Origin of the sequence: Bradyrhizobium sp. Ash2021 (genome assembly GCF_031202265.1) — a bacterium.
Lineage (GTDB): Bacteria > Pseudomonadota > Alphaproteobacteria > Rhizobiales > Xanthobacteraceae > Bradyrhizobium.
This window is the reverse complement of the sequence record NZ_CP100604.1, coordinates 6,245,707-6,271,463: the sequence shown is the minus strand read 5'-3', so window position 1 is coordinate 6,271,463 and position 25,757 is coordinate 6,245,707. Positions and strand designations below refer to the sequence as shown.

Below are 25,757 nucleotides of genomic sequence, written 5' to 3'. Positions count from 1 at the left end.
CCCATGAATCGCCTGATTGTGACCAGTTCGTCCGGCTCAAGTCTCACCCGTTCAGAGCTCATAGATGCCGACGCTACGATCATGTTTCCCTTTCGCTTCGTAGGGGGACCGTTGCCATCCTTGGACGAACTCGCACGCTATGTCGCCGCGCGTTCCGAGAGGCACGGCCCAGGCGAGCATTGGTCGAATTTTGTCGGCCTATGGCGTCACGGCAGCAAAGCGCGCAGAGATCTCGCGTTGTTCGAGTTCTGCAAGCCTTACGAGGTCATCGAGCTGTGGTTTGATCCAGCGCCCGACGATCAATTGCAACTGATCTGCTGGCTCGATTGGTTCAGGTCTTACCCGGAGATTGCGACCAGGCTGAAACTGCGCCTTGTCGACTTCAACCTGATCATGATGGATGTGGAGGCGCCAAAGGAAGATCGTATCCCGCTTGTCAACGTCAGCAGAGCGCATATCGAAACTGCAAGCATGTGCTGGCGGGCGTATCGGGCACCGACGCCCGAACCCTGCTTCGATCAGCTCCATCGGGATTTGAGCGCATTTCCATTGCTGAGGCCGGCCCTGCTTGATTTGATCGAGGAACTTCCTTCTGATGTAACGGGACTTGGCGCGACAGAGATGCGGCTCCTCGAACTGGTTGCGACAGGTTTTATGGGCACAAATATGCTGTTTTATCTTCGCGGTTTTCGTCAACGCGGAGTATTCAGCGATTGGGAAATCGGGTCCTTGCTTGAGGGGCTTGCGCATGGTCCGAGGCCGGCCCTCGCAGGGCTCGACGACGAGTTGCGTGTCATCGACAAAGAGAACTTGCGAGATCGCCTCAAGGCGTATCAGCGAAGCCGGTTGACGATGACCGAATTCGGCAAGGCGGTTCTCGCTCATAAGGAAGATTTCAGCCGCCATAACCCGATCGATCGCTGGTGGGGCGGCACGCATCTCACCAACGATCGATTATGGCATTTCGATCCCGTTCTGACGAAACCTCAACGAAAACGCGCATGACGCGCCTGATCTTGACGGCAGACTCTTCCGCCGCGGGCGCTCTCATGGGCGCGTGTCCCGGTGACCTCGCGATCGCGATCGAACGTCGGCTCGTCTGGGGAGCTTTACCGTCCGGAGCGCAACTCGACGCGTTCTTCGCGGCCCGAACGATGCAGGAGAATAGCCTCCATTGGCAGGACGATTGCCCTTCCTGGCGTCTGGAAGGATTTGGCGTCGCCGATCTTGGATTGATTGAGCTGTGTGCGAAATGCGAAGCGGTCGAATTATGGATCAGCCCAGAGTCGAACGACCAATTGATGCTGCTTTGGCTGCTGGACTATTTGCGACCGCATACTAATGTCATTTCCAGATTGAGTCTGATCCAGACAGACTCTGGCATCGGCGATCAACTGCCGAAGGAATTGGCGACGTTGCGGCCTCAGGCCGTTCCAATCTGCAACGACCACCTTGAAATCGCCGCCGCAGCCTGGGCCGCCTGGCGCGCGCCGACACCGCAGGCCTGGTTCGGTCTGCCGGGGCGAGACTTGAAAGCGCTTCCGCATCTGCGGAGTTCAGTGATTTCGCTGCTCGAAGAACTTCCCATGTGCGGCTCCGGGCTTGGCGCGACGGAAATGCGGATTTTGGAGCTGATATCCGCAGGTCACGTGCATCCTTACGAGGTGTTTCCGGGTCACGAGAAACCCAATGAACGTCGGGTTTTCGGCTATTGGGAAGTGGGGGCCTTGCTCGATGGCTTGGCGCATTGTCCAGCGCCTGCGGTGTCGGGACTCGACGAAGGACCTTTCGATCTCGAAATGCACGAAGACGCTGACCGTCACGCGCGGTACAAGCGCAGCAGGCTTGCACTGACTGAACTCGGCAAAGCCGTCATTGCAGGAGCGGACGATTTCAGCCGCCACAACCCCATTCATCGCTGGTGGGGCGGCACCGAGGTAACCAACGACCGGTTATGGCGCTGGGATCCTGAGCGCCGTACGCTGGTCGCGCCCTAACGCGATCGCCTCACTCCGCCGCCTGCGCGTAATCGTCGATCGGCGGGCACGAACACACCAGATTGCGGTCGCCATAGACATTGTCGACCCGCCCGACCGGGCTCCAATACTTATCCGTGCGCGAGACGCCCGCAGGGAAACAGCCCTCGGCGCGGCTATAGGCGCGGGCCCACGCATCGTCGGCGATGTCGTGCACGGTGTGCGGGGCGTGGCGCAGCGGCGAGGCCTCGATCTTCCAGCGGCCGGCCTCGATCTCGGCAATCTCGTTGCGGATCGCGATCATGGCATCGCAGAACCGATCGAGTTCGGCCCTGGATTCCGATTCGGTCGGCTCGACCATCAGCGTGCCCGGCACCGGAAAGCTCATGGTCGGGGCATGAAAGCCGTAATCGATCAGGCGCTTTGCGATGTCGTCGACGGTGACGCCGCTCGTCACCTTGAGCGGGCGCGGATCGACGATGCATTCATGCGCGACCCGGCCTTTTGCATTTCGGTACAGCACCGGGAAATGCGGCTGCAGCCGTGCGGCGATATAGTTCGCATTGAGGATCGCGATCTCGGTCGCCCGCGTCAGGCCTTCGCCGCCCATCATCAGGATGTAGATGTAGGAGATGGTCAGGATCGACGCCGAGCCGAACGGCGCCGCCGACACCGGCCCGATCACATGCGGCCCGGCGCCGTTGGCGGCGGGATGTCCGGGCAGATAGGGAGCGAGATGCGCCTTTACGCCGATCGGGCCCATGCCGGGGCCGCCGCCGCCATGCGGGATGCAGAAGGTCTTGTGCAGATTGAGATGGCTGACATCGGCGCCGTAATCGCCGGGCCGCGCGAGGCCAACCTGCGCGTTCATGTTGGCGCCGTCGAGATAGACCTGGCCGCCATGGCCATGCACGATGTCGCAGATCTCGCTGATGTGCTCCTCGAACACGCCATGCGTCGAGGGATAGGTGATCATCACGGCGGCGAGATTTTTCGAATGCTTTTCCGCCTTCGCCCGCAAATCGTCGACGTCGACGTCGCCCCTGCTGTCGCAGGCCGTCACCACCACTTCCATGCCGGCCATGTGGGCGGACGCCGGATTGGTGCCGTGCGCGGAGGAGGGGATCAGGCACACCTTGCGATGCGGCTCGCCGCGCGCGGCGTGATAGGCGCGGATTGCGAGCAATCCGGCATATTCGCCCTGCGCGCCGGAATTCGGCTGCAGCGAGATCGCGTCGTAGCCGGTGATATCGCACAGCCATTTGTCGAGCCGCGCAAACAGCGCGTGATAGCCTCTGGCCTGTTCGCGCGGCGCGAACGGATGCAGATCGCCGAACGCCGGCCAGGTCAGCGGAATCATCTCCGCCGTCGCATTGAGCTTCATGGTGCAGGAGCCCAGCGGGATCATCGCGCGGTCGAGCGCGAGATCGCGATCGCTGAGTTTTCGCATGTAGCGCAGCAACTCGGTCTCGGAACGGTGCGCATGGAATACCGGATGGGTCAGGAAGGCGCTGCCGCGTTTCAGTTCCGAAGGCAACGCCTCGCGCGTGCCGGCTTCGATGTCCACATATGACAGCTTGCCGCCGAACGCGCGCCACACCGCCTCGATGACCGCAGGCGTGGTGGTCTCGTCCACAGCAATTCCGAGCGTTCCTTCACCGACCCGAAAGTTGATTTTCTCGGCCAACGCGCGGGCGGCGATCCGGCTTTGTTTGCCGCCGGTGTCTACCGTCACGGTGTCGAAGAACGCCTCGCTCCTGGTGGCAAAGCCGAGCTTGCGCAGCCCCGCCGCCAGCACGGCCGCGCGGCGATGCACGGCGCGCGCGATATGCGTCAATCCCTCCGGGCCGTGATAGACCGCATACATCGAGGCGATCACTGCCAGCAGCACCTGCGCGGTGCAGATGTTGGAGGTCGCTTTTTCGCGGCGGATGTGCTGTTCGCGGGTCTGCAGTGCCAGGCGGTAGGCGGGTGCCCCGCGCGAGTCCACCGACAAACCGACGATGCGGCCGGGCAGCGAACGCTTCAGCGCATCGCGCACCGCCATATAGGCCGCGTGCGGGCCGCCATACCCCATCGGCACGCCAAAGCGCTGCGCGGAACCAACCGCGATATCGGCGCCGAGTTCGCCGGGGGAAGCGAGCAGCGTCAGCGCCAGCAGGTCGGCGGCGACAATCGCGAGCGCGCCCTTTGCATGCAGCGTCGCGATCGCCGGCCGCAAATCGCGCACCGCGCCGGACGTCCCCGGATATTGCAGCACGGCGCCGAACACGTCCGCGCTGTCGAGATCGGTGAGGGGATCGCCGACGATTAATGTCCATCCCAGCGGCTCGGCGCGGGTGCGCAGCACGGCCAGCGTCTGCGGATGCACTTCCGCGTCCACGAAGAACGATTTTGTCTTCACCTGCGAGGCGCGTTCCGCCAGCGCCATCGCCTCCGCCGCCGCAGTCGCCTCATCGAGCAATGAAGCGTTGGCGACGTCGAGCCCGGTGAGATCGCAGATCATGGTCTGGAAATTGAACAGTGCCTCCAGCCGGCCCTGGCTGATTTCCGGCTGATACGGCGTGTAAGCCGTGTACCAGGCCGGGTTCTCCAGAATGTTGCGCTGGATCACCGCGGGCAGGATGGTGCCGGAATAGCCCTGGCCGATCAGCGAGGTGAACACCTGGTTTTCCGCGGCGAGTTCGCCCATATGCGCCAGCGCCTCGGTTTCGCTCAAAGCACGGCCGAGATCGAGCGGCGCCTGCTGCCGGATCGCGGACGGCAGCGTTTGGCCCATCAGCGCGCTGAGGCTCTTGGCGCCCACCGTCTCCAGCATCGCCGCGATGTCGCGAGGCGAGGGGCCGATGTGCCGGCGCACGAAATTGGTGGCGGCTTCGTTTAAATGCTTGAGCGGCGCGTTCATGGGTTGGTCCTCAATTTCTGCCGTCATACCCCGCACTCGCCGTCATGCCCCGCGAAGGCGGGGCATCCAGTAATCGCCGGCATCGGCAATTGAATCGAGGCGTCCCGGCGTACTGGATCGTCCGCCTTCGCGGACGATGACAGGGTGAGTGTGGTGGCGTGCTTCGTCATCTCAGGCTGTGTGCTTGGCGTAGGCGGCCTCATCCATCAGGCCGTCGAGTTCTTTCTTGTCCGCGATCTTCAGTTTGAAGAACCACGCCTTGCCGGCGGCGTCGGAATTGACCAAAGCGGGCTCGGCAGCGAGGTCATCGTTGACCTCGAGCACCTCGCCGGAGATCGGCGCGTAAACGTCGGAGGCTGCCTTGACCGATTCGACGACGGCGGCGGCCTCCGCCTTCTTCAGGGACCGGCCGACCTTGGGCAGTTCGACGAACACGACGTCGCCGAGCTGCGATTGCGCGTAGTCGGTGACCCCGATGGTGGCGACATCGCCATCGATGCGGAGCCATTCGTGATCGGAGGTGAACAGCGTCGTCATTGGAACTTCCTCTAGCGTTTATAGGTATTGGGAACGAAGGGCATGCTTGCGACCTTGAGCGGCAGACGCTGTCCGCGCACTTCGGCGAAGACGGATGTGCCGATGGAAGCGAGCGACGACGGCAGATAGCCCATCGCCACCGGTGCATTGAGGCTCGGGCCAAAGCCGCCGGAGGTGACCTTGCCGATTTGTTCGGTCGAGGCCGCATCCGCAAACAGCGCTGCGCCTTCGCGCACCGGCGCGCGGCCTTCCGGCTGCAAGCCGACGCGGCGGCGCGGCGCGCCTTTTTCGAACTGCGCGAGAATCGTGTCCGCGCCGGGGAAGCCGCCCGCGCGCGCGCCGCCAAGGCGGCGGCTTTTCTGGATCGACCATTCCAGCGCGCCCTCGACCGGCGTCGTCATGGTGTCGATGTCGTGGCCATAGAGGCAGAGCCCGGCCTCCAGCCTCAAACTGTCGCGCGCGCCAAGCCCGATCGGCAGCACGTCGCTGTTCTCCAGCAGCGCGGTGGCCAGCCCTTCGGCGTGAACGGCTGGAACCGAAATTTCAAAACCATCTTCGCCGGTATAGCCGGAGCGCGAGACGAAGCAGTCGTAACCGGCCACGCGACGCGGTCCCGCATCCATGAACTTCATCGCGGCTGCGTCTGCACAAAATTTCGTCAGCGCCGCTTCGGCCTTCGGTCCCTGCAGCGCGATCAGCGCGCGGTCGCCGAGCGAATCGATGACGCAGAGATCCGCGAGGTGCGCGCGCAGATGCGCCTCGTCTTCGGCCTTGCAGGCGGCGTTGACGACCAGAACCAGATGGTCGCCGAAATTCGCCACCATTAAATCGTCGAGAATGCCGCCGTTCGCATCGGTAAACTGCGCATAGCGCTGCCGTCCCGGCGCAACCGCAACGATATCCTGCGGCACCAGCCGCTCGAGCGCGCGTGCGGCGTCCAAAACCCTGCCGGATTTCGGCCGCAGCGCGACCTGGCCCATATGGGAGACGTCGAACAGGCCGGCATTCTCGCGGGTATGCAGGTGTTCCCTGAGCACCCCGGCCGGGTACTGCACCGGCATGTCATAGCCGGCGAACGGCACCATCCTGGCGCCGCGCGCCACGTGGAGGGTGTGCAAAGGGGTCTGTTTTAAGGGAGATTCGTCGCGCGCCAGCATCAAGGAGCCCTCGCGGTTCCCGAGGACCAGCCCCCGAAAACCCACAGAAAGCCCCATCTGTCGCTGTGCCTGAGAGTATTATCCCGTCGGCGGACGCATCAGGCCGAAGCCCGAGGGCCCAAGCCTATGTGTCTCTTTCCAGATGCTATCAAGTCACGCGGTCCGTTTGCCTGAGAGTTTCCGGGGCGGTTGCTCCTTCGGCGCCGGCACTTAAGCCGATCTCTCCCGACGCGACTGTTTTGAACAGATAAGAGCAAAACACGGCTCCGCCAAGCCTGTCAACGCAGCCGCAGCAATATCAACGATTCTTGCAGCGGCTCTTGTGTGGTGCGGCAAGCCTATGATCCGCCTGCACAGTTTCTGGACAGCGCGACAGCCCTTGTCTAAAAGCGTTGCGCGGAGCGCGGCCAGCCGCGCTCCAATCATTAGTTGGCGCATGACCTTATCGCCAAACCGCTTCACACTTTGGCGGGTCATGCGCAGTGATCAGGCTATTTGCGGCCAAACCCGGACAGATTTCCGATTGGATGAACATGAGCGGCGTCAACGAGATCAGGTCGACATTCCTCAACTTCTTCGCCAAAAACGGCCACGAGATCGTGCCGTCGTCGCCGCTCGTTCCGCGCAACGACCCGACCCTGATGTTCACCAATGCCGGCATGGTGCAGTTCAAGAACGTCTTCACCGGCGTCGAAAAGCGTGGCTATCAGCGCGCCACCACCTCGCAGAAATGCGTGCGCGCCGGCGGCAAGCACAACGACCTCGACAATGTCGGCTACACCGCCCGGCATCATACCTTTTTCGAGATGCTCGGCAATTTCTCGTTCGGCGATTACTTCAAGGACCACGCAATCGAGCTCGCCTGGAACCTGGTGACGAAAGAGTTCGGCCTGGCAAAGGACAAGCTCACTGCGACCGTCTATATCGACGACGACGAGGCGTTCGATCTCTGGAAGAAGATCGCGGGGCTTCCTGAATCGCGCATCATCCGCATCGCAGGTTCCGACAACTTCTGGCAAATGGGCGACACCGGCCCCTGCGGGCCCTGTTCGGAAATCTTCTACGACCATGGCGACAAGATCTGGGGCGGCCCTCCGGGCTCACCCGAGCAGGACGGCGACCGCTTCATCGAGATCTGGAATCTCGTGTTCATGCAGTTCGAACAGCTGGAAGGCGGCGTGCGCAATGCGCTGCCGAAGCCGTCGATCGATACCGGCGCGGGCCTTGAGCGTGTTGCGGCCGTGCTGCAGGGCAAGCACGACAATTACGACATCGATTTGTTCGTCGCCCTGATCGGCGCCATCTCGGATCTGACCGGCGCCGATCCGCAGGGGCCGCAAAAGGCGTCGTTGCGCGTGATCGCCGACCATCTGCGCGCGTCGTCGTTTTTGATCTCCGACGGCGTGCTGCCGTCGAACGAAGGCCGCGGCTATGTGCTGCGCCGGATCATGCGCCGCGCCATGCGCCATGCGCAGTTGCTCGGCGCGCGCGAGCCGCTGATGCATCGGCTGGTGTGGGCGCTGGTGCGCGAGATGGGCCAGGCCTATCCGGAACTGGTGCGCGCGGAAAAGCTGATCGAGGAGACGCTGCGGCTGGAAGAGACACGTTTTCGCAAGACGCTGGAGCGGGGGCTTTCGATCCTCGACGAGAAGAGCAGTTCGCTCAAGAAGGGCGACATGTTCGACGGCGACACCGCGTTCACGCTGTACGACACCTACGGCTTCCCGCTCGACCTGACCCAGGACGCGCTGAAGTCGCGCGGCATCAGCGTCGACACCGCCTCGTTCACGGATGCGATGGACCGCCAGCGCGAAAAGGCGCGCGCGGCGTGGTCGGGCTCGGGCGATACTGCAAGCGAGAACGTCTGGTTTCCGTTGCGCGAAAAGCTCGGCGCCACCGAATTTTTGGGTTACGAGACCGAGACCGCCGAAGGCGTGGTCGGCGCACTGGTGAAGGACGGCAAGGACGCCGACAGCCTCAAGGCCGGCGAGAGCGGCGCGATCGTCTTGAACCAGACGCCGTTTTACGCGGAGTCCGGCGGTCAGGTCGGCGACACCGGCCTGATGCTGGGTGAGGGCGTCAAGTTCCGCGTCACCGATACGCAGAAGAAGGCCGGCGATCTGTTCGTGCATCTGGGCATGGTAGAGCAGGGCACGCTGAAGGTCGGCACCGCGCTGCAGCTCGAGGTGGATCACGCGCGCCGCTCGTCGATCCGCGCCCATCACTCGGCGACGCATCTGCTGCATGAAGCGCTGCGGCAGGTGCTCGGCGATCACATCGCGCAGCGCGGCTCGCTGGTGGCGCCGGATCGTCTGCGCTTCGACTTCGTGCACCCGAAGCCGATCACGTCGGAAGAGCTTGCCCGCGTCGAGGATATCGCCAACGATGTGGTGCTGGAAAACGATGAGGTCACGACGCGCCTGATGGCGGTCGATGACGCCCGTGAAGCGGGGGCGCGCGCCCTGTTCGGCGAAAAGTACGGCGATGAGGTCCGCGTCGTCTCGATGGGCAAGCACAGCCGCGAGCACGGCCAGAACGCGCTCGGCTGGTCGGTCGAATTGTGCGGCGGCACCCATGTGCGCCGCACCGGCGATATCGGCCTGATTTCGGTCACCGGCGAAAGTGCGGTTTCCTCCGGCGTCCGCCGCATTGAGGCGCTGACCGGACGCCACGCGCGCAAGCATGCCAACGACACCATGGCGCTGGCGAAAACCGCAGCCCTGGAGCTGCGCACCACGATCGACGACGTGCCGGCGCGGATCGCTTCCCTGATGGAAGAGCGCAAGAAGCTCGAGCGCGATCTGTCGGATGCGCGCAAGAAGCTGGCAATGGGCGGCGGCGCTTCGTCCGCCAATGGATCGGCAGCGGCCTCCGGCGTGCGCGAAGTCGGCAACGTCAAGCTGCTGGCGCGCGCGGTCGAAGGCGTCGAGACGAAGGACCTCAAGAGCCTGGTCGATGACGGCAAGAAGCAGATCGGCTCCGGCGTGGTCGCGATTGTCGGCGTCACCGAGGACGGCAAGGCCGGCATCGTGGTCGGCGTCACCAGCGATTTGACCGCGCGTTTCAACGCGGTCGAACTGGTGCGCAAGGGCTCCGAGGCGCTCGGCGGCAAGGGCGGCGGCGGACGGCCCGACATGGCGCAGGCCGGCGGCCCCGACGGCGCCAAGGCCAATGCGGCGCTGGCGGCCATCGAACAAGCCATGGCCGGCGCGTAGGTCCGGTGGCGATCGTCCCGCTCAGAAAGCGGTTGAACGATCCCAATCTGCGGGACCGGCTCTACGAGCTGCTCGAACACGATCATCTGCCGTACTCGGTCGGCTCGCGCTTCGTCCGGCTGATCGTCGCCGTCATCATCATCGACGTGCTGGCGATGATTTTGGCGTCGGTGCCGGAATTCGATGCGCGTTTCGGCCCCCTGTTCACCGTAGTCAAGATCGGTGCGGTTGCGGTGTTTGCGCTGGAATACGCCGCCCGGCTCTGGAGCGTGGTCGGCCACTCGCCGCGAAATTTGTCGCCGACGCAGGACCGGATCGAATACGCGCTCTCAAGCCTCGGCGTCATCGATCTGCTGGCGTTTCTGCCGGCTTCGATCGCACTGATCGCCGGCAGCCGCTCGACGCTGGTGCTGCTCGGCGTGCTGCCGTTTTTCAAACTGGTGCGTTATTCGCCGGCGATGCGCTCGCTGCTATCAGCGCTTCACGCCGAGCGGCGGACGCTGGTCGGCTGCCTTGTGATCCTGACGGGAGCGGTCCTGCTGTTCGCCTCGCTGCTCTACGCCATCGAGCACGACGCGCAGCCCGACAAATTCGGTACCATTCCGCAGGCGATGTGGTGGGCGATCGTGACGCTGGGCACCGTCGGCTACGGCGACGTGGTGCCGATCACGCCGCTTGGCAAACTGGTATCGGTGTTCGCCATCATTGGAGGCTTGACCATGATCGCGCTGCCGGTGGCCATCATTTCCACCGCCTTTGCCGACGAGGTCCGGCGGCGCGACTTCGTCGTTACCTAGGGCATGCTGGCGCGGGTGCCGCTGTTCTCGCATCTCAGCGCCGCTGAAATTGCCGACATCATGCGCTTGCTGCGGGCCAGGACCATTGAGTCCGGCGAAGTCCTGGTGCGGCGCGGCGATACCGCTTCCTCGATGTATTTCATCACCGCGGGCGAGGTCGAGATCGAGTTGCCGAGCCAGCGCGTGCGGCTTTCAGACGGGACCTTCTTCGGCGAAATCGCGCTGCTGCACCGTACCAATCGCAGCGGCACGGTGACGGCGACTCGCAAGACCAGGCTTTTGGCACTCGACGCGCAGGATTTCCACGCGCTGATCGAACGCATGCCCACGCTCGCTGCCCATGTCCACAAGACCGCGAAGGCGAGGCTTGCGGATAGCAATGAGGCGATGAAGGGCGATCTCGCCGTGGCCGAAATCGCGCAGGCCGAGCACGACGACCAGACCGTGGACAAATAGCCGGGCGCGAACGACAGCGTCGCAATTAATTCTTACGTTTCCAGACGAAGTACAGCGTGCCTTCGAATTTCGGCTGGGGGGTCGCAGTGCCGGCCTGCGGCGGTTCCCCGCCCGAAAAGCTCAATGCGACATCGGTGACCCGAATGCCCTGGCAGGTCTGATGCACCGTCTGCATCCGGATCCTTGGCCAATACATGCGGGGCCATCGCGCTTTAGCCCGAGGCGTGCGGGCTCGACGAGAAGAAACACCTCCGCCCAGCAGTGTGCTGAGCCGCGTCGAAAGATACGGGAACATCGAAACCCCCTTCATTAGAATTGTAATTAAAAATTACACAAACGGTTTAAGGAGTCAAACATTAGTCGGCCATTAACCATTTTTGGGGGTAACCACCGATTCGATCGGTAAGGCTCTGGCGGACCGGTAATGTTCTGTTACCTTAATAAAGAGTAAAAGGGACCCTGGAACCGACAAATGGCGCTTTCCTCGGACGTTGTGCGGCAGGTCGAGCAGGATTTGCTCGTGAAGGCGGATGTGCTGGCCTACCATTTAGGTAACTTGGTAGTGACGGACGCTGAGCGAGCCAAGGCCGTCTACGAAGAAATCGTCGGGCGCTTGCGGGACGCGGTTTCGCCGGGGGCCGATCTGGCGCCGAAATCCGAGCTGCTATCGCTGGATCGGCGGCCCAATGTTCGTCTCGCCAAATCCGGCGGCGATGAAATCGAAGATTTCATTCTTGAAATCCTCGCCCACAGCCCGCGGGGATTGTCGGTGCAGGAAATCGTCGACGGCCTTCAGGAGGCCGAGATCGAGATCAAGCGGGCGACGCTGGTGGTCCGTCTTCACCGCATGCTGCAGGCGGGAAAGCTGACCTCACGGACCCATGGGCATTATGTGCTGAGCGAAGCCGAACACAATCGGCGTCAGTCGGCTTAAGCCCGATCGGTTCTGGATGAATCAGAACCGCGATCAGGAGCGTGCCGTCCATCCTTCGAGACGCGCAAGCCAGTGGCGCAATTGCACAGCCGCGCGCACCTTCAGTGATAACGGCGAAGCCGTTACGCAGGGTTGACGGATCGGGTGAGCTTTCCGCTCTTACCCCTTGCGCAAAAACACGTAATCCGCCGAGTAGGGCGCGCTGCGGGTGGCGCCGGTCTTGTCGCACGCGCCGTCGAGCTTTCCGCCCTGCGTGTTGATCCGCTGCACGGTCGTTGCGCCCGAGAGGATGCCGCTGCCGCGCCTGGAAGTCACCTCGAGCTTCAGCCAGGGAATGTCGCTTGGCGTTGCGCCGGGCGCGTTGCCGATGGCTTTGCCGACGACGGCGCTGCCGTCGACATGTTCCCAGCTCGGTCCGCCATAGTGGCGGCCGACGGTCTTGCCGTTGGCCATCAGGGTCGCAACCGGCTCGCGGAACGCCCAGGCCAGTTTGCCTTCGGCGCCTGCCTTGCATTCGTAGACCTGCGCGCCCTCGGCGTGAACGGCGAGGACGACCGCCTCTCCCGGCGCCGCGATGGCGTCGGGAAGCGGTGTCTCGGCGTGCGCGGTGAGAGGCATTCCCGACAACAGTAGTAGTGCCAGCGTGGCAGTCTTGAAATTCGACATTGTGCGCTTCCGGATGTAGGGTTTCGTCATTGCGAGGAGCCAACGGGTCCGGCCTTCGGCCGGCCCGCTGATAAACTCCGCGGACGAAGCAATCCATTCTTTCTTTCGGTAGAGAGATGGATTGCTTCGCGGAGCCTGTCATCGGGCGCGCATTCGCGCGACCCGGTGGCTCGCAATGACGTTGATAGGCCAGCGGAAAGTGGCCGGCGGTTTATGCCGGCACCATCGCCTTGGTCAGGTTTTCCGCGACCTTGTCGAGGAAGCCGGTGGTGGAGAGCCAGCGCTGGTCGGCGCCAACCAGCAGCGCAAGGTCCTTGGTCATGTAGCCGGCCTCGACGGTTTCGACGCAGACCCGCTCCAGCGTGGCGGCAAACTTCGCCAGCGCCTCGTTATTGTCGAGCTTGGCGCGATGCGACAGGCCGCGGGTCCAGGCGAAGATCGAGGCGATCGAGTTGGTCGAGGTCTCCTTGCCCTTCTGGTGCTCGCGGTAATGCCGGGTCACCGTGCCATGCGCGGCCTCGGCTTCCACGGTGTCGCCGTCCGGCGTCATCAAGACCGAGGTCATCAGGCCGAGCGAGCCGTAACCTTGCGCCACGGTGTCGGACTGCACGTCGCCGTCGTAGTTCTTGCAGGCCCAGACATAGCCGCCCGACCACTTCATCGCCGCCGCCACCATGTCGTCGATCAGGCGGTGCTCGTAGGTGATCTTCTTGGCGTCGAACTTGGCCTTGAATTCCTTGTCGAAGATGTCCTGGAAGATGTCCTTGAACCGCCCGTCATAGGTTTTCAGGATGGTGTTCTTGGTAGAGAGATAGACCGAATAACCCTTGGAGAGGCCCTGGTTGAAGGAAGCACGGGCGAAATCGGCGATCGAGTCGTCGAGATTGTACATCGCCAGCGCAATGCCGGCGCTGGGAGCCTTATAGACTTCCCGTTCGATCACCTTGCCGTCCTCGCCGACGAATTTCATCGTTAGCGTTCCCTTGCTCGGGAATTTGAAATCGGTGGCGCGGTACTGGTCGCCGAAGGCGTGACGGCCGATGATGATCGGCTTGGTCCAGCCGGGGACCAGCCGCGGTACGTTCTTGCAGATGATGGGTTCGCGGAACACGACGCCGCCGAGGATGTTGCGGATGGTGCCGTTCGGCGATTTCCACATTTCCTTGAGGCCGAATTCCTTCACCCGGGCCTCGTCCGGGGTGATGGTGGCGCATTTGACGCCGACGCCGACTTTCTTGATGGCGTTGGCGGCGTCGACCGTGACCTGGTCATTGGTCTTGTCGCGGTATTCCATCCCAAGGTCGAAATACATCAGGTTGATATCGAGGAACGGGTTGATCAGCTTGTCCTTGATGTATTGCCAGATGATCCGGGTCATCTCGTCGCCATCGAGTTCGACGACGGGGTTGGTCACCTTGATTTTTGCCATGACGGAGGGGGCCTTTTTGGAACAGGGCGTTTCGGAAGGGGGGGTGGGTAATGCCGACGCTATAGCACCCGAAAACGCGGGCTGGAAGGCGATTGGGCGGGTAGCTGCGGCCCGATCTCAGGCGAGCTTGAACCGGCGCGCCAGCGCCGCTTTCGCCTTGCCCTCCGGCATGGCAGCTATCACGGACGCCGCCGATCCCGCCTGCCGCTGCTCTCTGACTTCGGCGATGTGCCGATAAAGCCTTGCCGCGCGCCAGTGATGATCTGGATTGCACAGCCCGAGAATCGCCTGCCAGATCGGTTCGGCGAAGGCGTCGTCGGCGGCATTGCAGCCGCTCCACAGACAGTTCAGGGCGAATATGCGCGAGGCGAGCGGCTCGACTTCGGGAGCAAGCCGCAACACCCGGTCGAGTTCGGCGCGCGCATAGGCTTGCCGGCCACGGCGCCAGGCGGCCCGCAGCGGCCAGGACATCACCGCCACGGTGTTATAGGCGTCGGAGCAGTCATAGGCGGCGGCGATGGCCTGACCCGCGATGCTGCCGACACTCGATTCGCGCGCGTGCTCGGCGACACAGGACAACGCTTGGGCGCGATACCAGGCGTCGGGAATGGTGTGGGCCAGCGCGAGCGCCCTGGCTGGATCGGTCGGCGCAATCCGGCCGACCTCGGCGCGTCCATGGACGGACGCCATCGTGGGGGGGTCGGGCACCAGCTTGCTGCGCAAATAGGCGGTCATGCCGACTTGGTCGCAAGCTGACGCCCGCGGGTTCGCGCGGGGCAGGCTGATCCGGCGCGAAAGCTTAAGCTAGAACGCGGCCTGGGTAGCCGTCCCCGCCACCACATACCAGGTGACGAACAGGCCGCAGATCAGGGCGCCCGGCAGACTGGAGCCGGTGCGGCGCCAGGTGAAGGTCGCGATCACAGCGCAAATCGCCAGCAGCGGCACGAACTGGATGGCGACAATGGTGGACAGGGGCACGAAGCCGGGATCGGGCAGCGGATTGAACAGCTTTCCCGATATCCAGAGCGTGCCGTATTGCAGCACCAGGAGCGCGATGAAGCCGAGCGTGAGCGCCAGGATATTGGTCAAATAGAGCGCGCCGCGCCCGGCGCCCATGGTCGAGAAATTCCGGTGCAGCACATGGAGCGCGACCACGAAGAACGCGGTGAGGGGCACCAGATAGATCAGGAAAATCAGGAATTGCTTGGCGTTCATCAGCTTGAGGGCGACGATCCAGAACCGGAAATCGATCTTGAAGGCGAGATCGGCCAGCCACAGCGCGGCATAACCGATTACGACGGTGGCGATCGCGATCGCGACCGATGGGGCGACGATCCCGGCCCGGCCCATCCGTTTCGGCGCGAACGACATCAGCGCCAGCGTGATCAGCGCGTTGATGATGGCCCAGACCATGATCTGGTTGGTGATGCCCTGCGGCAGCAACGCCGACGGCTTTACAAAAGTCCCGGCCAGCGCGAACGCCGGATAATAGGTCAGCGCTGGAATGAAGGCTGACAGCAGGAGCGCCACGGTCCAGCGTTTGCCCTTGGCCGCGACGTGCTCCGGCATGGTGCCGTCGGCGACTTCGGGCAGCCTCAGGCGCGAAAACATCGCCGCCTCCAGCAGGGCGTCGAAGGCGCCGATCAGGAGCGCCACGAAGCCGAGCAGGGCGATCAGGGTGCCGACTTCCTTGCGGAACCAGATCTGGTCGTCGGCCGGCCGCGGCGTGCCGCCCTGCAAGGTCCTGGCAAACCAGTCGAGGCTGTAGCCGATCGCTTCATGGGAGATGTGCTCATCCGGATGGGTGATCGCCGGCGTGTAGAGCACCCGGGCAGTCCCTTGGGCGATGTCGCCATAGACCTTGCCGGGTTCGACGGCGCCTTGCGTGCCGAACATCGCCCACAGCTTTGGGCTTTGGGTCACGTCGCGGGCGCGATCGACGCCCCACATCAGCGTGGAGAATTCCTCGTATTGCGCGAACACCAGCGCGACGTTTTTCGGCCAGCTCGGGGTGCCGTCGGCGGCGAACGGCTTGCCGGTCGACGATCCCTCCAGCACCATCGACTTGTAGTCGTTGGGCATGGCGGTGGCTGCGGCGAGCACGGTCCAGCCGCCCATCGAGTGGCCCTCGAGCCCGATATTGTTCTTGTCGACGATGGCGAGGCTGCGCAGATGCGCGAGCCCATCGGGGCCGCCAAAGCCGTTGGCGAAGGCGGGCGGATCGCTGTAGCCATGGCCGGTCTGGTCCAGGGCGAGGACCACGTAACCGCGGCGGGCGAATTCGATCGCAAAGCCGTCCTGGGTCTCGCGCGAATTGATGTAGCCGTGCACCGCGAGGACGCCGGGGGCCGGGGTCTGCGCGGTCGCATTCGGCGGGATGTAGAGCAGCGCGCTCATGCTGTTGCCCTTGGCGCCCTTGAAGCGGATATCTTCGATTCGGATACCGCCGGCGGTTTGGGTGAAGTGGGCGAGCAACCCGCCCGCCACGATCAGAACAACGCCAAGAATGGCCAACGACCATCTGCCGCGCATCGACGCCTCCCCCATGTGCCCTTCGCCGTCGCAGCGGCTTTCAGGTTCGTTTTATTTGTGATTGATACCCTATCCGAAACCGGAATGCGCACAAGCGAGCCCTGTGGATGGCGCAGTTAAGGTTTTTACAAAACCTCAAGCAACGGCACTAACCCTGTTATTTTACTTGAGAAATTCTGCCGGACAGGCAATCGAGGGCGGACCGGGATGAGGTGTTGAATCAATCTCTTCGGAGCTTGATTCAAGATCTTCAGAGGTTGAATCAGAAAGTGAAGTGAGATGTCCGGCTCGGGTACCGACAAGACAAAAGCAGGCCACGACCTCAGAGGTCCCGTTGTCATTCTGGTTGAGCCGCAACTCGGCGAGAACATCGGCATGGCCGCGCGCGCGATGGGCAATTTCGCCCTGACCCGTTTAAGAATCGTCAAGCCCCGCGACGGCTGGCCGAACGTCGCAGCCCAGCGCGCGGCGGCCGGCGCCGACCACATCCTCGACCGCGCCGAGCTGTTCGAAACCGTCGAGCAGGCGGTTGCCGATCTCTCGCTGCTGTTCGCCACCACCGCCCGCGCCCACGACCAGGCCAAGCCGGTGGTGGCGCCGGAAGCCGCGGCCCGCGAGATCGTGGCGCATGCCACCGACGGCGGCGGGGTCGGCATCCTATTCGGGCGCGAGCGCTATGGCCTCCAGAACGAAGAGGTCGCGCTCGCCAACCGCATCATCACCTTTCCGGTCAATCCCGGCTTTGCCTCGCTCAATTTGGCGCAGGCGGTGCTCCTGATCGGCTATGAGTGGTTCAAGCTGTCGACTGGTGGCGCGTTGCCGTTTGCGATGCCCGAACGTTCCGAGCCGGCCTCGCAGCACCAGATGCAGGCCTTCTTCGACAATCTGGTCCGCGAGCTCGACAAGGTCGAGTTTTTGCGGCCGCGGGAGAAGCGCGACACCATGCTGGTGAACTTGCGCAACATCTTCACCCGGATGGATCCGACCAAGCAGGACATGCACACGCTGCACGGCGTGGTGATGGCGATCGCGGAGGGGCGCAAGGGCCCGGCGAAGGGCGGCGTGCTCGACGGCGAACAGGCGACCAGGCTGCGCGCGCTATTGGCCGAGCATGGGCAAGGGGGCGTCCCGGCCGACAGCAGCAGCACGGTGCGGGGGCTGGCGCGGCTGCTGCGGCGAAACCCGACCGACGCCGAGCGCATCCTGTGGCAGGCGCTGACCCGCGACCGCCGCTTCGCCGGACAGTTCAAGCGCCAGACACCGGTCGGCCGCCACATCCCCGACTTCGTCTCCTTCGTGCACCGGATCGCGATCGAGCTGGAAAATCCCGAGGAGTCGGAGGCGATCGTGAGCGACCGCGCCGCCCGGCAGACCTGGCTGGAGGCGCGCGACTACCGCGTGGTCCGGATGCGCGTCGCCGATGTCGAACGCGACCTGGCGGGCGAACTGGAACGGCTTGAAGCGAGCTTGCTCGAGCAGCGCTGAAACCCACCTCCAAAAGACCTTCGCTATCGCAGCATTTGCGCGTGTGAATTTCCTGGGCACGCTGGCGGCGAGGCCGAGCAGGTCCAGCCTGCGCACCGTCATTCTTCCCGAATATGCTTGGCAGGCGGATCAGGGAATGTTCACGGCCGGCATGAACTGGGCGACTTGCGGGTTTGAGACGGGAATCGAAACCAGCAGCGCGACCCAGCCCAACAGCACTAGCGCGCAATAAAACGCCATTACGGCTCGACGCCAGCTGCGACAAGTCGCCTTCTCCTCGGGTGTAAGTGTCTTGAAGTCGGCGGGATCCAGTCCGGAAGTGCTGGTGTACACGGAATCCTGACGATAACTGTCCATGACAATCTCCTCAAAATCCGGGTGAGATCAGTCACCCCTTGAAATCAGTTGCGTTCGAACAAGGCTCCGCTCCGAACCTGGAGCCGTAATTGCCCCACGCGCGTTTTCCACCCCGCGATTTGATTTTCTAAGGTTTTCGGCCTTGGCGCCTGGCAATGCCGACCGTTATTCGATCAAGATGCTTCAATTGGTCGAACGCCGCTGTGAAACGCTTCGCATTCGGCGATCACTTGTTGTTGAGTTTTCGTGAGCGGCGGATCGAGGGGAGACGGTGGGCACGGCGCAAACAGCGCCTGTTGCCTATCCTGCGGTAGCCGGCGCGTGGCTCACACCGCGACCAGCTGCGCGGTGGCGCCGCTCGGCCGCTTCGGCTTCTTCACCTTGGAAGGTCCGAACAGATTGCCGGCCGCGATCGCTGCCGTATCGGCGACGCCGGGGTCGCGCGACACCATGGCAGCGACGATGGCGCCGTCGATCAGCAATGCGAGCTGATGGGCGAGACTCTCCGGCTCGACCGCGCCCATTTCACCGGCGAGCTTTTCGATGTGCGCCAGCACCACCTTCTTGTGGCGCATCGCGATGGCGCGAAACTGCTTTGCATCCTTGTCGTGCTCGCCGACCGCGTTGATGAAAGGGCAGCCATAGAAGCGCTCTTCGCCGAACCAGCGCTTCAGCGCCGGAAAGATCCGCGCAAGCTTGGTCTGCGGATCGCCGCCGCCGGCCTCGATGGCGCCGATGAACCATTCGCGCCACTGCCTGCCTTCGCTCTCCAGCACCGCGTGCACGAGATTGGTCTTGGAACCGAACAGTTTGTAGAGCGTGGTCTTCGCCGTGCCGGCCTCGTCGATGATGGCGTCGATGCCGGTGGCGTTGATGCCGTTCTTGCAGAACAGGTGCGTCGCCGCATTGAGCAGGCGCCCGCGCGCAGACTCCTCATCGCCTGCGGCAGAGACCGCCGCGACGGATTTTTTCTTCGAAGCTGATTTGCCCATGTGCCGCAGTTAATCGGACCGCGGCAAAATCATCAAGTCGCATCTTTTGTGCGCTCAAAATTATCGCAAGCACGCGAGCAACTGCATCGGCTTTGAGCACGACCCCGCTGATCAATCCGCAGGCAGGGCCGGCTAAAGCCCTCCAGCACTTCGCGTTTTGATTTCGCCCGCATCTGGCACGCTTCGTGCAGGAAACAGACCGTTCGGTATCCTACCCCCAAGGGAGACAAATAATGACCGCGGTCGCTCAAAAAACAGTGCTTACGGGCTGCCTTGCCCCCATCGACAAGAACGGGCTCGAACAGCTCATCGCCAACGGCAAGGCCAATCCACAGGTCATCAAGACCTTGAAATGCAAGACGGTGGCCGAGGGCAAGTTCCGCCACGCCAACTATATCCGCAACCTCGCGCCCTACATCGTCGATGAGCCGCCCGGACTGCTGGGCGACGACACCGCGCCCAATCCGTCGGAAGCATCGTTGGCAGCGCTCGGCTCCTGCCTCGCGGTCGGCCTGCATGCCAACGCGGTTCACCGCGGCTGGATCGTCAACAAGCTCGAGCTCCAGCTCGAGGGCGATCTCAACATCACCGCGGTGTGGGGCACCGGCGACGTCAGCGAGAAACCGGTCGGCTTCACCGACGTGCGAGTCAAGGTCGACATGGAATGCGAGGGCATCCCGCAAAGCGAGATCGACGCGCTGGTGACCCACGTCAAGAAATGGTCGCCGGTCGCCAACACCTTCACGCGCCCGGTCAATCTCGAGGTCAGCGCTTAAACAGCCACCACCAGGAGGGGCGGAGGGTCACATGGGTTCATTGGCTGCATCTCGGCTGGCTGTTGAGGACGACCTGCCATCGGCATCGATCGCCGATCAAGTCGCACTCATCGCCCGCAAAAACCTCGCACCCCAGGCGGCGGCGATCGACGAGGGGACTGTCTATCCCGACGAACTGCTCCGGCGTCTCGGCGATGTCGGCGCGTGGGGCAGCCATCAACCCAGCAATGGCGCAGCCGATCTGCGCTGCGCCATTCAATCGATCTCGGCGCTCGGCGAGGTCTGCGGCGCCACCGCCTTCATGGCGTGGTGCCAGAACACGCTGGTCTGGTACGCGGCCAATTCCGACAATTCAAAGCTCCTCGCGAGGTTTGGCGACAAATTCGCGACGGGGCAGATTCTCGGCGGCACCGGCCTTTCCAATCCGATGAAAAGCTTTTTCGGAATCGAGAAGCTCAAATTGAAGGGACGCAAGGTCGAGGGCGGCTATATCGTTCGGGGCGCGCTGCCCTGGGTGTCGAACCTCGGTCCCGACCACTTCTTTGGAACGATTTTCGAGCGCGAGGACGAGCCCGGCGGCACCGTGATGTTCCTCGCCGATTGTTCCGATCCGGCGATCGCCTTGCAGCCCTGCAAGCCGTTCCTCGCCATGGACGGCACCGGCACCTATGGCGTCCAGTTCCGCGACGTCTTCGTATCGGACGATCTGATCCTGGCCGCGCCGGCCGGCCCATTCGTCAAGAAAATCCGCGCAGGTTTTATTCTGCTGCAGGCCGGGATGGCGCTTGGCCTGATCAAGGATTGCATCGCCATCATGGACGAGGTCGCAGCACCCCTTGGCCACGTCAACCGCTATCTGCCGCAGCAACCGGTTCAATTCCGCGAGCTGTACGCCGAATTCGAGAAGGAGGGGATGGCGCTGGCAAGCGATCCCTACAATTCGGACGACAGCTACTGGCGCCGTGTCGTCGCGCTTCGCCTGCGCATGGGAGATGCTGCCGTCGCGGCCGCGCATGCCGCGATGCTCCATTGCGGTGCGCGCGGTTACCTCAAGAGCCATCGCGCCCAGCGCAGGCTTCGCGAAGCCTATTTCGTCGCCATCGTCACCCCTGCCACCAAGCAGCTTCGCAAGATGCTGGCGGGAGATTGAGCCAAAAAACCAGCAACGAAGAATTTCTGTTCGACCCTGACTGCAACCACAAACAGGAGAGGCCTGCCATGACGGACGTTCTGATTACTGCCGGCGAACTCGCCGATCTCATCACGAAAGAACCGTGTGTCGTCATCGACACAAGGAATCCGGATGCCTACGCGGCGGGACACCTGCCCAATGCCGTCAACGTGCATGAAATCTTCACGTTCCTCGCAACGTCGACGCCGGAAGGCATGCACGAATTGAAGACCAAGTTCGCCGACGCTTTTGGCGGCGCCGGCCTCTCCGGCAAGGAAACAGCGGTCATCTACGAACAGTCGATGAACTCCGGCTTCGGCCAGTCCTGCCGCGGCTATTACCTGCTGACCATGCTCGGCTATCCCAAGATCAAGGTGCTGCATGGCGGCTACGACGCCTGGGCGGCCGCGGGGCTGCCGACGACCAAGGACGTGCCGTCGCCGGTGAAGGCGTCGTTCTCGATCATCCCGGAAGCCGGCGACATCCTGATCGACGCCAAGGCGATGTTGGCGGCGCTTGACAAGCCCGGCATCGCGCTGCTCGACGTGCGCGATGTCGACGAGTGGATTGGCGAAAGCTCCTCGCCGTATGGCAAGGACTTTTGCCCGCGCAAGGGACGCATCCCCGGCGCTGTCTGGCTGGAATGGTACCGCATGATGAAGCCGACCGCCGAAGGGCCGCGCTTCAAGTCCAAGGACGAGATTCTGGCGGAGTGCGCCACCGTCGGCATCTCCGAGAATACGCCGGTCTATCTCTACTGCTTCAAGGGCGCGCGGGCGTCGAACACCTTCCTCGCGCTCAAGAATGCCGGCGTGAAGGATGTCCGGATGTATTTCGGCTCCTGGAACGAATGGTCGCGCGATCCCTCGCTGCCGATCGACGAAGGTCTGCCGACGGCTGCCCGGATAACAGGCAAAGCGGCATAAAAAGTGCATGCTTCTCACTGCCCGGCCATTTGGCTGGGCAGTGACTGAATTTTCCCGACCGCGCTGGAGTGGGACCTCCGCCGCGGCCGGTGTGACAAAGGGGCGCAGCATGTCCACATTCGATGATCCCTTCGATGCCGATCGCGCGCTCAGCCGATCCGGCTGCGTGTGCGGCCAGCATCGCTCCGCGGCCGAGCATGAGACGTTGGCGCTGCGCTGCGAGCCGGTCGAAAGCGAGCAGAAGCGCTACGAGGGCGTGGTGGCGTCCGCCGTGGTGCGGGCGATGTTTCCAAGGGACGCCGCGCGGCGAGCGTTCCTGAAATCGGTCGGCGCCGCGACCGCGCTTGCCGCGATCTCGCAATTCTTCCCGCTCAAGACCGCGACCGAGGCGTTTGCGGAAGCGGGTACGCCGGAGAAGAAGGACCTCAAGGTCGGCTTCATTCCGATCACCTGCGCGACGCCGATCATCATGGCTGCACCCCTGGGGTTCTATGCCAAATACGGTCTCAACGTCGAAGTCGTGAAGACCGCCGGCTGGGCCGTCATCCGCGACAAGACCATCAACAAGGAATACGACGCCTCGCACATGCTGGCGCCGATGCCGATCGCGATCTCTTTAGGCCTTGGCGCGACCGCGATCCCGTTTGCGGTGCCGGCGATCGAGAACATCAACGGACAGGGCATTGTGCTCGCCATGAAGCACAAGGACAAGCGCGACCCCAGGGACTGGAAGGGCATGAAGTTCGCCATTCCCTTCGACTATTCCATGCACAATTACTTGCTGCGCTATTACCTCGCCGAGCACGGCCTCGATCCCGATACCGACGTGCAGCTCCGTTCGGTGCCGCCGCCGGAAATGGTGGCCAATCTCCGCGCCGACAACATCGACGGTTTTCTCGCGCCCGACAATATATGCCAGCGCGCGATCTTCGACGGTGTCGGCTTCATGCATCTGCTGTCGAAGGAAATCTGGGACGGCCATCCCTGCTGCAGTTTCGCCGCCAGCCGCGAATTCATCACGACGTCGCCGAACAGTTTTGCGGCGCTGACGCGGGCGATCGTCGATGCCACCGCCTATGCGTCCAAGGCCGAGAACCGCAAACAGATCGCCGAGGCGATCGCGCCGGCCAATTACATCAACGCGCCGGTGACCGTGCTGGAACAGGTACTGACAGGCACCTATGCCGACGGTCTCGGCGGCGTCAAAACCGACGCCAGGCGTGTCGATTTCGATCCGTTCCCCTGGCAATCCTTTGCGGTCTGGATGCTGACCCAGATGAAACGCTGGGGCCAGATCAAGGGCGATGTCGATTACAAGGCTGTGGCCGAGCAGGTCTATCTTGCAACCGACACCAGGAAGGTGATGGCTGAGATGGGGCTAACGCCGCCACAGGCCTCGTACAAATCGTTTTCAGTGATGGGCAAGACGTTCGATCCGGCGACGCCTGACGATTATCTCGCGAGCTTCAAGATCAGGAAGGCGTCGTGATGAGCCGCGGTCTCGCGTCCCGGACGCGATGCAGCGCGCAGCACGAAGTGCGTAGTGGTGCATCGCTGAGCCGGGACCGCCTGGGGCTCGATGGGTCCCGGTTCTGCGGCGCACCACTTCGCTTCGCTACGTGCTGCGCTGCGCCCGGGACACGGACCGCACGGCGGATGCCATGACCTTCTCGCTCCGCTTCCGCGCCGCGATCGTGTCGATCGCGCTGTTTGTTGCCTTTATCGGCATCTGGCACATCGCCACGCGCGGCACCGCAACCGTCGCCACCATGACGCCGGAATATGCCAAGCTGATGGGGCTGACCGCGACGCAGGGCAAATCGGCGATGCCGGGACCATTAGATGTCGGCGCGAAATTGTGGGAGCACCTCAAGCGGCCGTTTTATGATAACGGCCCGAACGACAAGGGCCTCGGCATCCAGCTCGGCTACTCCATCGCCCGCGTGGGGTTAGGCTATTTCCTGGCTGTCATTGTCGCGATCCCGCTCGGGTTCCTGATCGGGATGTCGCCCTTGATCAACAAGGCGCTCGACCCCTTCATTCAGGTGCTGAAGCCGATCTCGCCGCTGGCCTGGATGCCGCTGGCGCTCTACACCATCAAGGATTCCTCGATCTCCGCGATTTTTGTGATCTTCATCTGCTCGGTGTGGCCGATGCTGCTGAATACGGCCTTCGGCGTCGCCGCCGTGCGCAAGGAATGGATCAACGTCGCGCGCACGCTCGAGGTCGGCACCGTCAGGCGCGCCTTCACCGTGATCCTGCCGGCGGCCGCGCCGACCATTTTGACGGGCATGCGGATCTCGATCGGCATCGCCTGGCTCGTGATCGTCGCGGCCGAAATGCTGGTCGGCGGCACCGGTATCGGCTACTTCGTCTGGAACGAGTGGAACAATCTCTCGATCACCAATGTCATCATCGCGATTTTGCTGATCGGGATCGTCGGCATGCTGCTCGACCAGATTCTGGCGCGGTTCACCCGCATGGTCACGTTCCCGGAATGAGCGCGATGACCGACAAGTTCATTTCCATCGAGGGTATCGCGCGGCGCTACCCGGGCGCCAGCGGCGGCTCGACCGCCGTGTTCGAAAATATCTGGCTGTCGATGGCGCGCGGCGAATTCGGCTGCGTGATCGGCCATTCCGGCTGCGGCAAGACCACGGTGCTGAATATCCTGGCCGGTCTCGACCAGCCGAGCGAGGGCACGGTGATCGTGGACGGGCAGGCGATCGAGGGCACCAGCCTCGACCGCGCGGTGATTTTCCAGAGCCACGCGCTGTTGCCGTGGCGCACCGTGCTCGGCAACGTCGCCTATGCCGTGACCTCGAAATGGCGGAACTGGGACCGCGCGAAGGTGAAGGCGCATGCGCAGACCTTCATCGATCTCGTTGGGCTCACCGGCTCCGAGCACAAGCGCCCGTCGGAACTATCGGGCGGCATGAAGCAGCGCGTCGGCATCGCGCGCGCGCTCTCGATCACGCCAAAGATCATGCTGATGGACGAGCCGTTCTCGGCGCTGGACGCGCTGACGCGAGGAACGCTGCAGGATGAAGTTCGCCGCATCTGTCTTACGACCGGGCAGACCGCGTTCATGATCACCCATGATGTCGATGAAGCGATTTATCTCGCCGACAAGATTTTCCTGATGACCAACGGTCCAGGTGCCGTGCTGGCGGAGATCGTGGAAAACCCGCTGCCGAAGGATCGCGGCCGCATCGATCTGCACCGCCACCCCTATTACTACGCGCTGCGAAACCATATCGTCGATTTCCTGGTTAGCCGCAGCAAGACGTTTGCTGCGGAGACGCCCGGCCACGATCCGCGCAACGTGCCATTGGTTCGGATCGGCAAACCCGAACTGGTCATCGCATCGGTATCCGAAGAATCAAAACAGGCGTCACGGCCGGGCTTGTCCCGGCCATCCACGTCTTCTTGAACTCGCAGGGAAA

At 63.1% G+C, this 25,757-nt stretch carries 21 protein-coding genes, 1 pseudogene and 1 riboswitch; of the genes and pseudogenes, 12 read left to right on the top strand and 10 right to left on the bottom strand.

Annotation, left to right across the window (positions count from 1 at the left end):
* The first annotated feature begins 3 nt into the window (after positions 1–3).
* Both NL528_RS30330 and NL528_RS30325 read left to right on the top strand, forming a co-directional pair.
* On the top strand, positions 4–1,005 hold the full coding sequence (locus NL528_RS30330; RefSeq protein ID WP_309178044.1) for a hypothetical protein: 1,002 nt from the start codon (positions 4–6) through the stop codon (positions 1,003–1,005).
* The gene (locus NL528_RS30325) at positions 1,002–1,997 is read left to right on the top strand and encodes a hypothetical protein (RefSeq protein WP_309178042.1); all 996 of its coding nucleotides are present in this window, start codon (positions 1,002–1,004) and stop codon (positions 1,995–1,997) included. Before NL528_RS30330 ends, NL528_RS30325 begins: the two co-directional genes overlap by 4 nt.
* Positions 1,998–2,007: 10 nt before the next feature.
* On the opposite strand, the gene gcvP is transcribed toward NL528_RS30325, so the two are convergent.
* The 3 genes from gcvP to gcvT form a co-directional block, all read right to left on the bottom strand.
* Positions 2,008–4,881 carry an aminomethyl-transferring glycine dehydrogenase gene (gcvP, locus tag NL528_RS30320; protein ID WP_309178041.1) on the bottom strand — a complete coding sequence of 958 codons (2,874 nt, stop codon included), beginning with the start codon at positions 4,879–4,881 and terminating at the stop codon, positions 2,008–2,010.
* A gap of 171 nt (positions 4,882–5,052) precedes the next feature.
* Positions 5,053–5,418: a glycine cleavage system protein GcvH gene (gene gcvH, locus NL528_RS30315; RefSeq protein ID WP_309178039.1), complete on the bottom strand. Its 366-nt coding sequence runs from the start codon at positions 5,416–5,418 to the stop codon at positions 5,053–5,055.
* A gap of 11 nt (positions 5,419–5,429) precedes the next feature.
* On the bottom strand, positions 5,430–6,575 hold the full coding sequence (gene gcvT / locus NL528_RS30310; RefSeq protein ID WP_309178037.1) for a glycine cleavage system aminomethyltransferase GcvT: 1,146 nt from the start codon (positions 6,573–6,575) through the stop codon (positions 5,430–5,432).
* Positions 6,576–6,724: 149 nt separating this feature from the next.
* Positions 6,725–6,813, bottom strand: a riboswitch (glycine riboswitch).
* A gap of 295 nt (positions 6,814–7,108) precedes the next feature.
* Here gcvT and alaS point away from each other — a divergent pair.
* Both alaS and NL528_RS30300 read left to right on the top strand, forming a co-directional pair.
* Positions 7,109–9,790: an alanine--tRNA ligase gene (gene alaS, locus NL528_RS30305; RefSeq protein ID WP_309185072.1), complete on the top strand. Its 2,682-nt coding sequence runs from the start codon at positions 7,109–7,111 to the stop codon at positions 9,788–9,790.
* Positions 9,791–9,801: 11 nt separating this feature from the next.
* Positions 9,802–11,043, top strand: a pseudogene (locus NL528_RS30300) (cyclic nucleotide-gated ion channel).
* Positions 11,044–11,068: 25 nt separating this feature from the next.
* Here the strand turns inward: NL528_RS30300 and NL528_RS30295 are convergent.
* On the bottom strand, positions 11,069–11,239 hold the full coding sequence (locus tag NL528_RS30295; protein ID WP_309178036.1) for a hypothetical protein: 171 nt from the start codon (positions 11,237–11,239) through the stop codon (positions 11,069–11,071).
* A 276-nt stretch (positions 11,240–11,515) separates the two neighbouring features.
* Here NL528_RS30295 and NL528_RS30290 point away from each other — a divergent pair, with 276 nt between their 5' ends.
* Complete coding sequence (locus tag NL528_RS30290) at positions 11,516–11,977, top strand: hypothetical protein (protein ID WP_309178035.1); 462 nt, start codon at positions 11,516–11,518, stop codon at positions 11,975–11,977.
* A 159-nt stretch (positions 11,978–12,136) separates the two neighbouring features.
* On the opposite strand, the gene NL528_RS30285 is transcribed toward NL528_RS30290, so the two are convergent.
* From NL528_RS30285 to NL528_RS30270, 4 genes are all read right to left on the bottom strand, one after another.
* On the bottom strand, positions 12,137–12,643 hold the full coding sequence (locus NL528_RS30285) for a DUF3455 domain-containing protein (protein WP_309178033.1): 507 nt from the start codon (positions 12,641–12,643) through the stop codon (positions 12,137–12,139).
* Positions 12,644–12,854: 211 nt separating this feature from the next.
* Positions 12,855–14,072 (bottom strand): NADP-dependent isocitrate dehydrogenase, encoded by a 1,218-nt coding sequence (locus NL528_RS30280; protein ID WP_074274969.1) that lies wholly within the window; start codon positions 14,070–14,072, stop codon positions 12,855–12,857.
* Between the two features lie 117 nt (positions 14,073–14,189).
* The gene (locus tag NL528_RS30275) at positions 14,190–14,807 is read right to left on the bottom strand and encodes a hypothetical protein (protein ID WP_309178030.1); all 618 of its coding nucleotides are present in this window, start codon (positions 14,805–14,807) and stop codon (positions 14,190–14,192) included.
* Positions 14,808–14,876: 69 nt separating this feature from the next.
* Complete coding sequence (locus tag NL528_RS30270) at positions 14,877–16,604, bottom strand: alpha/beta fold hydrolase (protein WP_309178029.1); 1,728 nt, start codon at positions 16,602–16,604, stop codon at positions 14,877–14,879.
* Between the two features lie 279 nt (positions 16,605–16,883).
* Between NL528_RS30270 and NL528_RS30265 the strand changes: the two genes are divergently transcribed.
* On the top strand, positions 16,884–18,089 hold the full coding sequence (locus NL528_RS30265; RefSeq protein ID WP_309178028.1) for a TrmJ/YjtD family RNA methyltransferase: 1,206 nt from the start codon (positions 16,884–16,886) through the stop codon (positions 18,087–18,089).
* A gap of 129 nt (positions 18,090–18,218) precedes the next feature.
* Here NL528_RS30265 and NL528_RS30260 read toward each other — a convergent pair whose 3' ends face one another.
* Positions 18,219–18,446, bottom strand: coding sequence for a hypothetical protein (locus NL528_RS30260; RefSeq protein WP_309178027.1), 228 nt, complete (start codon positions 18,444–18,446; stop codon positions 18,219–18,221).
* A 326-nt stretch (positions 18,447–18,772) separates the two neighbouring features.
* Positions 18,773–19,438 carry a TetR/AcrR family transcriptional regulator gene (locus NL528_RS30255; protein WP_309178026.1) on the bottom strand — a complete coding sequence of 222 codons (666 nt, stop codon included), beginning with the start codon at positions 19,436–19,438 and terminating at the stop codon, positions 18,773–18,775.
* Between the two features lie 233 nt (positions 19,439–19,671).
* Between NL528_RS30255 and NL528_RS30250 the strand changes: the two genes are divergently transcribed.
* The 6 genes from NL528_RS30250 to NL528_RS30225 all read left to right on the top strand — a co-directional run bounded on the left by NL528_RS30250 (position 19,672) and on the right by NL528_RS30225 (position 25,744).
* On the top strand, positions 19,672–20,214 hold the full coding sequence (locus NL528_RS30250; RefSeq protein WP_309178025.1) for an OsmC family protein: 543 nt from the start codon (positions 19,672–19,674) through the stop codon (positions 20,212–20,214).
* A gap of 31 nt (positions 20,215–20,245) precedes the next feature.
* Positions 20,246–21,364, top strand: coding sequence for an acyl-CoA dehydrogenase family protein (locus NL528_RS30245; protein WP_309178024.1), 1,119 nt, complete (start codon positions 20,246–20,248; stop codon positions 21,362–21,364).
* A 68-nt stretch (positions 21,365–21,432) separates the two neighbouring features.
* Positions 21,433–22,311, top strand: coding sequence for a sulfurtransferase (locus NL528_RS30240; protein ID WP_309178023.1), 879 nt, complete (start codon positions 21,433–21,435; stop codon positions 22,309–22,311).
* Positions 22,312–22,420: 109 nt separating this feature from the next.
* Entirely contained in the window at positions 22,421–23,800 is a 1,380-nt protein-coding gene (locus tag NL528_RS30235) for a CmpA/NrtA family ABC transporter substrate-binding protein (protein ID WP_309178022.1), read from the top strand.
* A gap of 172 nt (positions 23,801–23,972) precedes the next feature.
* Positions 23,973–24,812: a nitrate ABC transporter permease gene (gene ntrB / locus NL528_RS30230; RefSeq protein ID WP_309178021.1), complete on the top strand. Its 840-nt coding sequence runs from the start codon at positions 23,973–23,975 to the stop codon at positions 24,810–24,812.
* A gap of 5 nt (positions 24,813–24,817) precedes the next feature.
* Positions 24,818–25,744 carry an ABC transporter ATP-binding protein gene (locus tag NL528_RS30225; protein WP_309178020.1) on the top strand — a complete coding sequence of 309 codons (927 nt, stop codon included), beginning with the start codon at positions 24,818–24,820 and terminating at the stop codon, positions 25,742–25,744.
* Positions 25,745–25,757 lie beyond the last annotated feature (13 nt).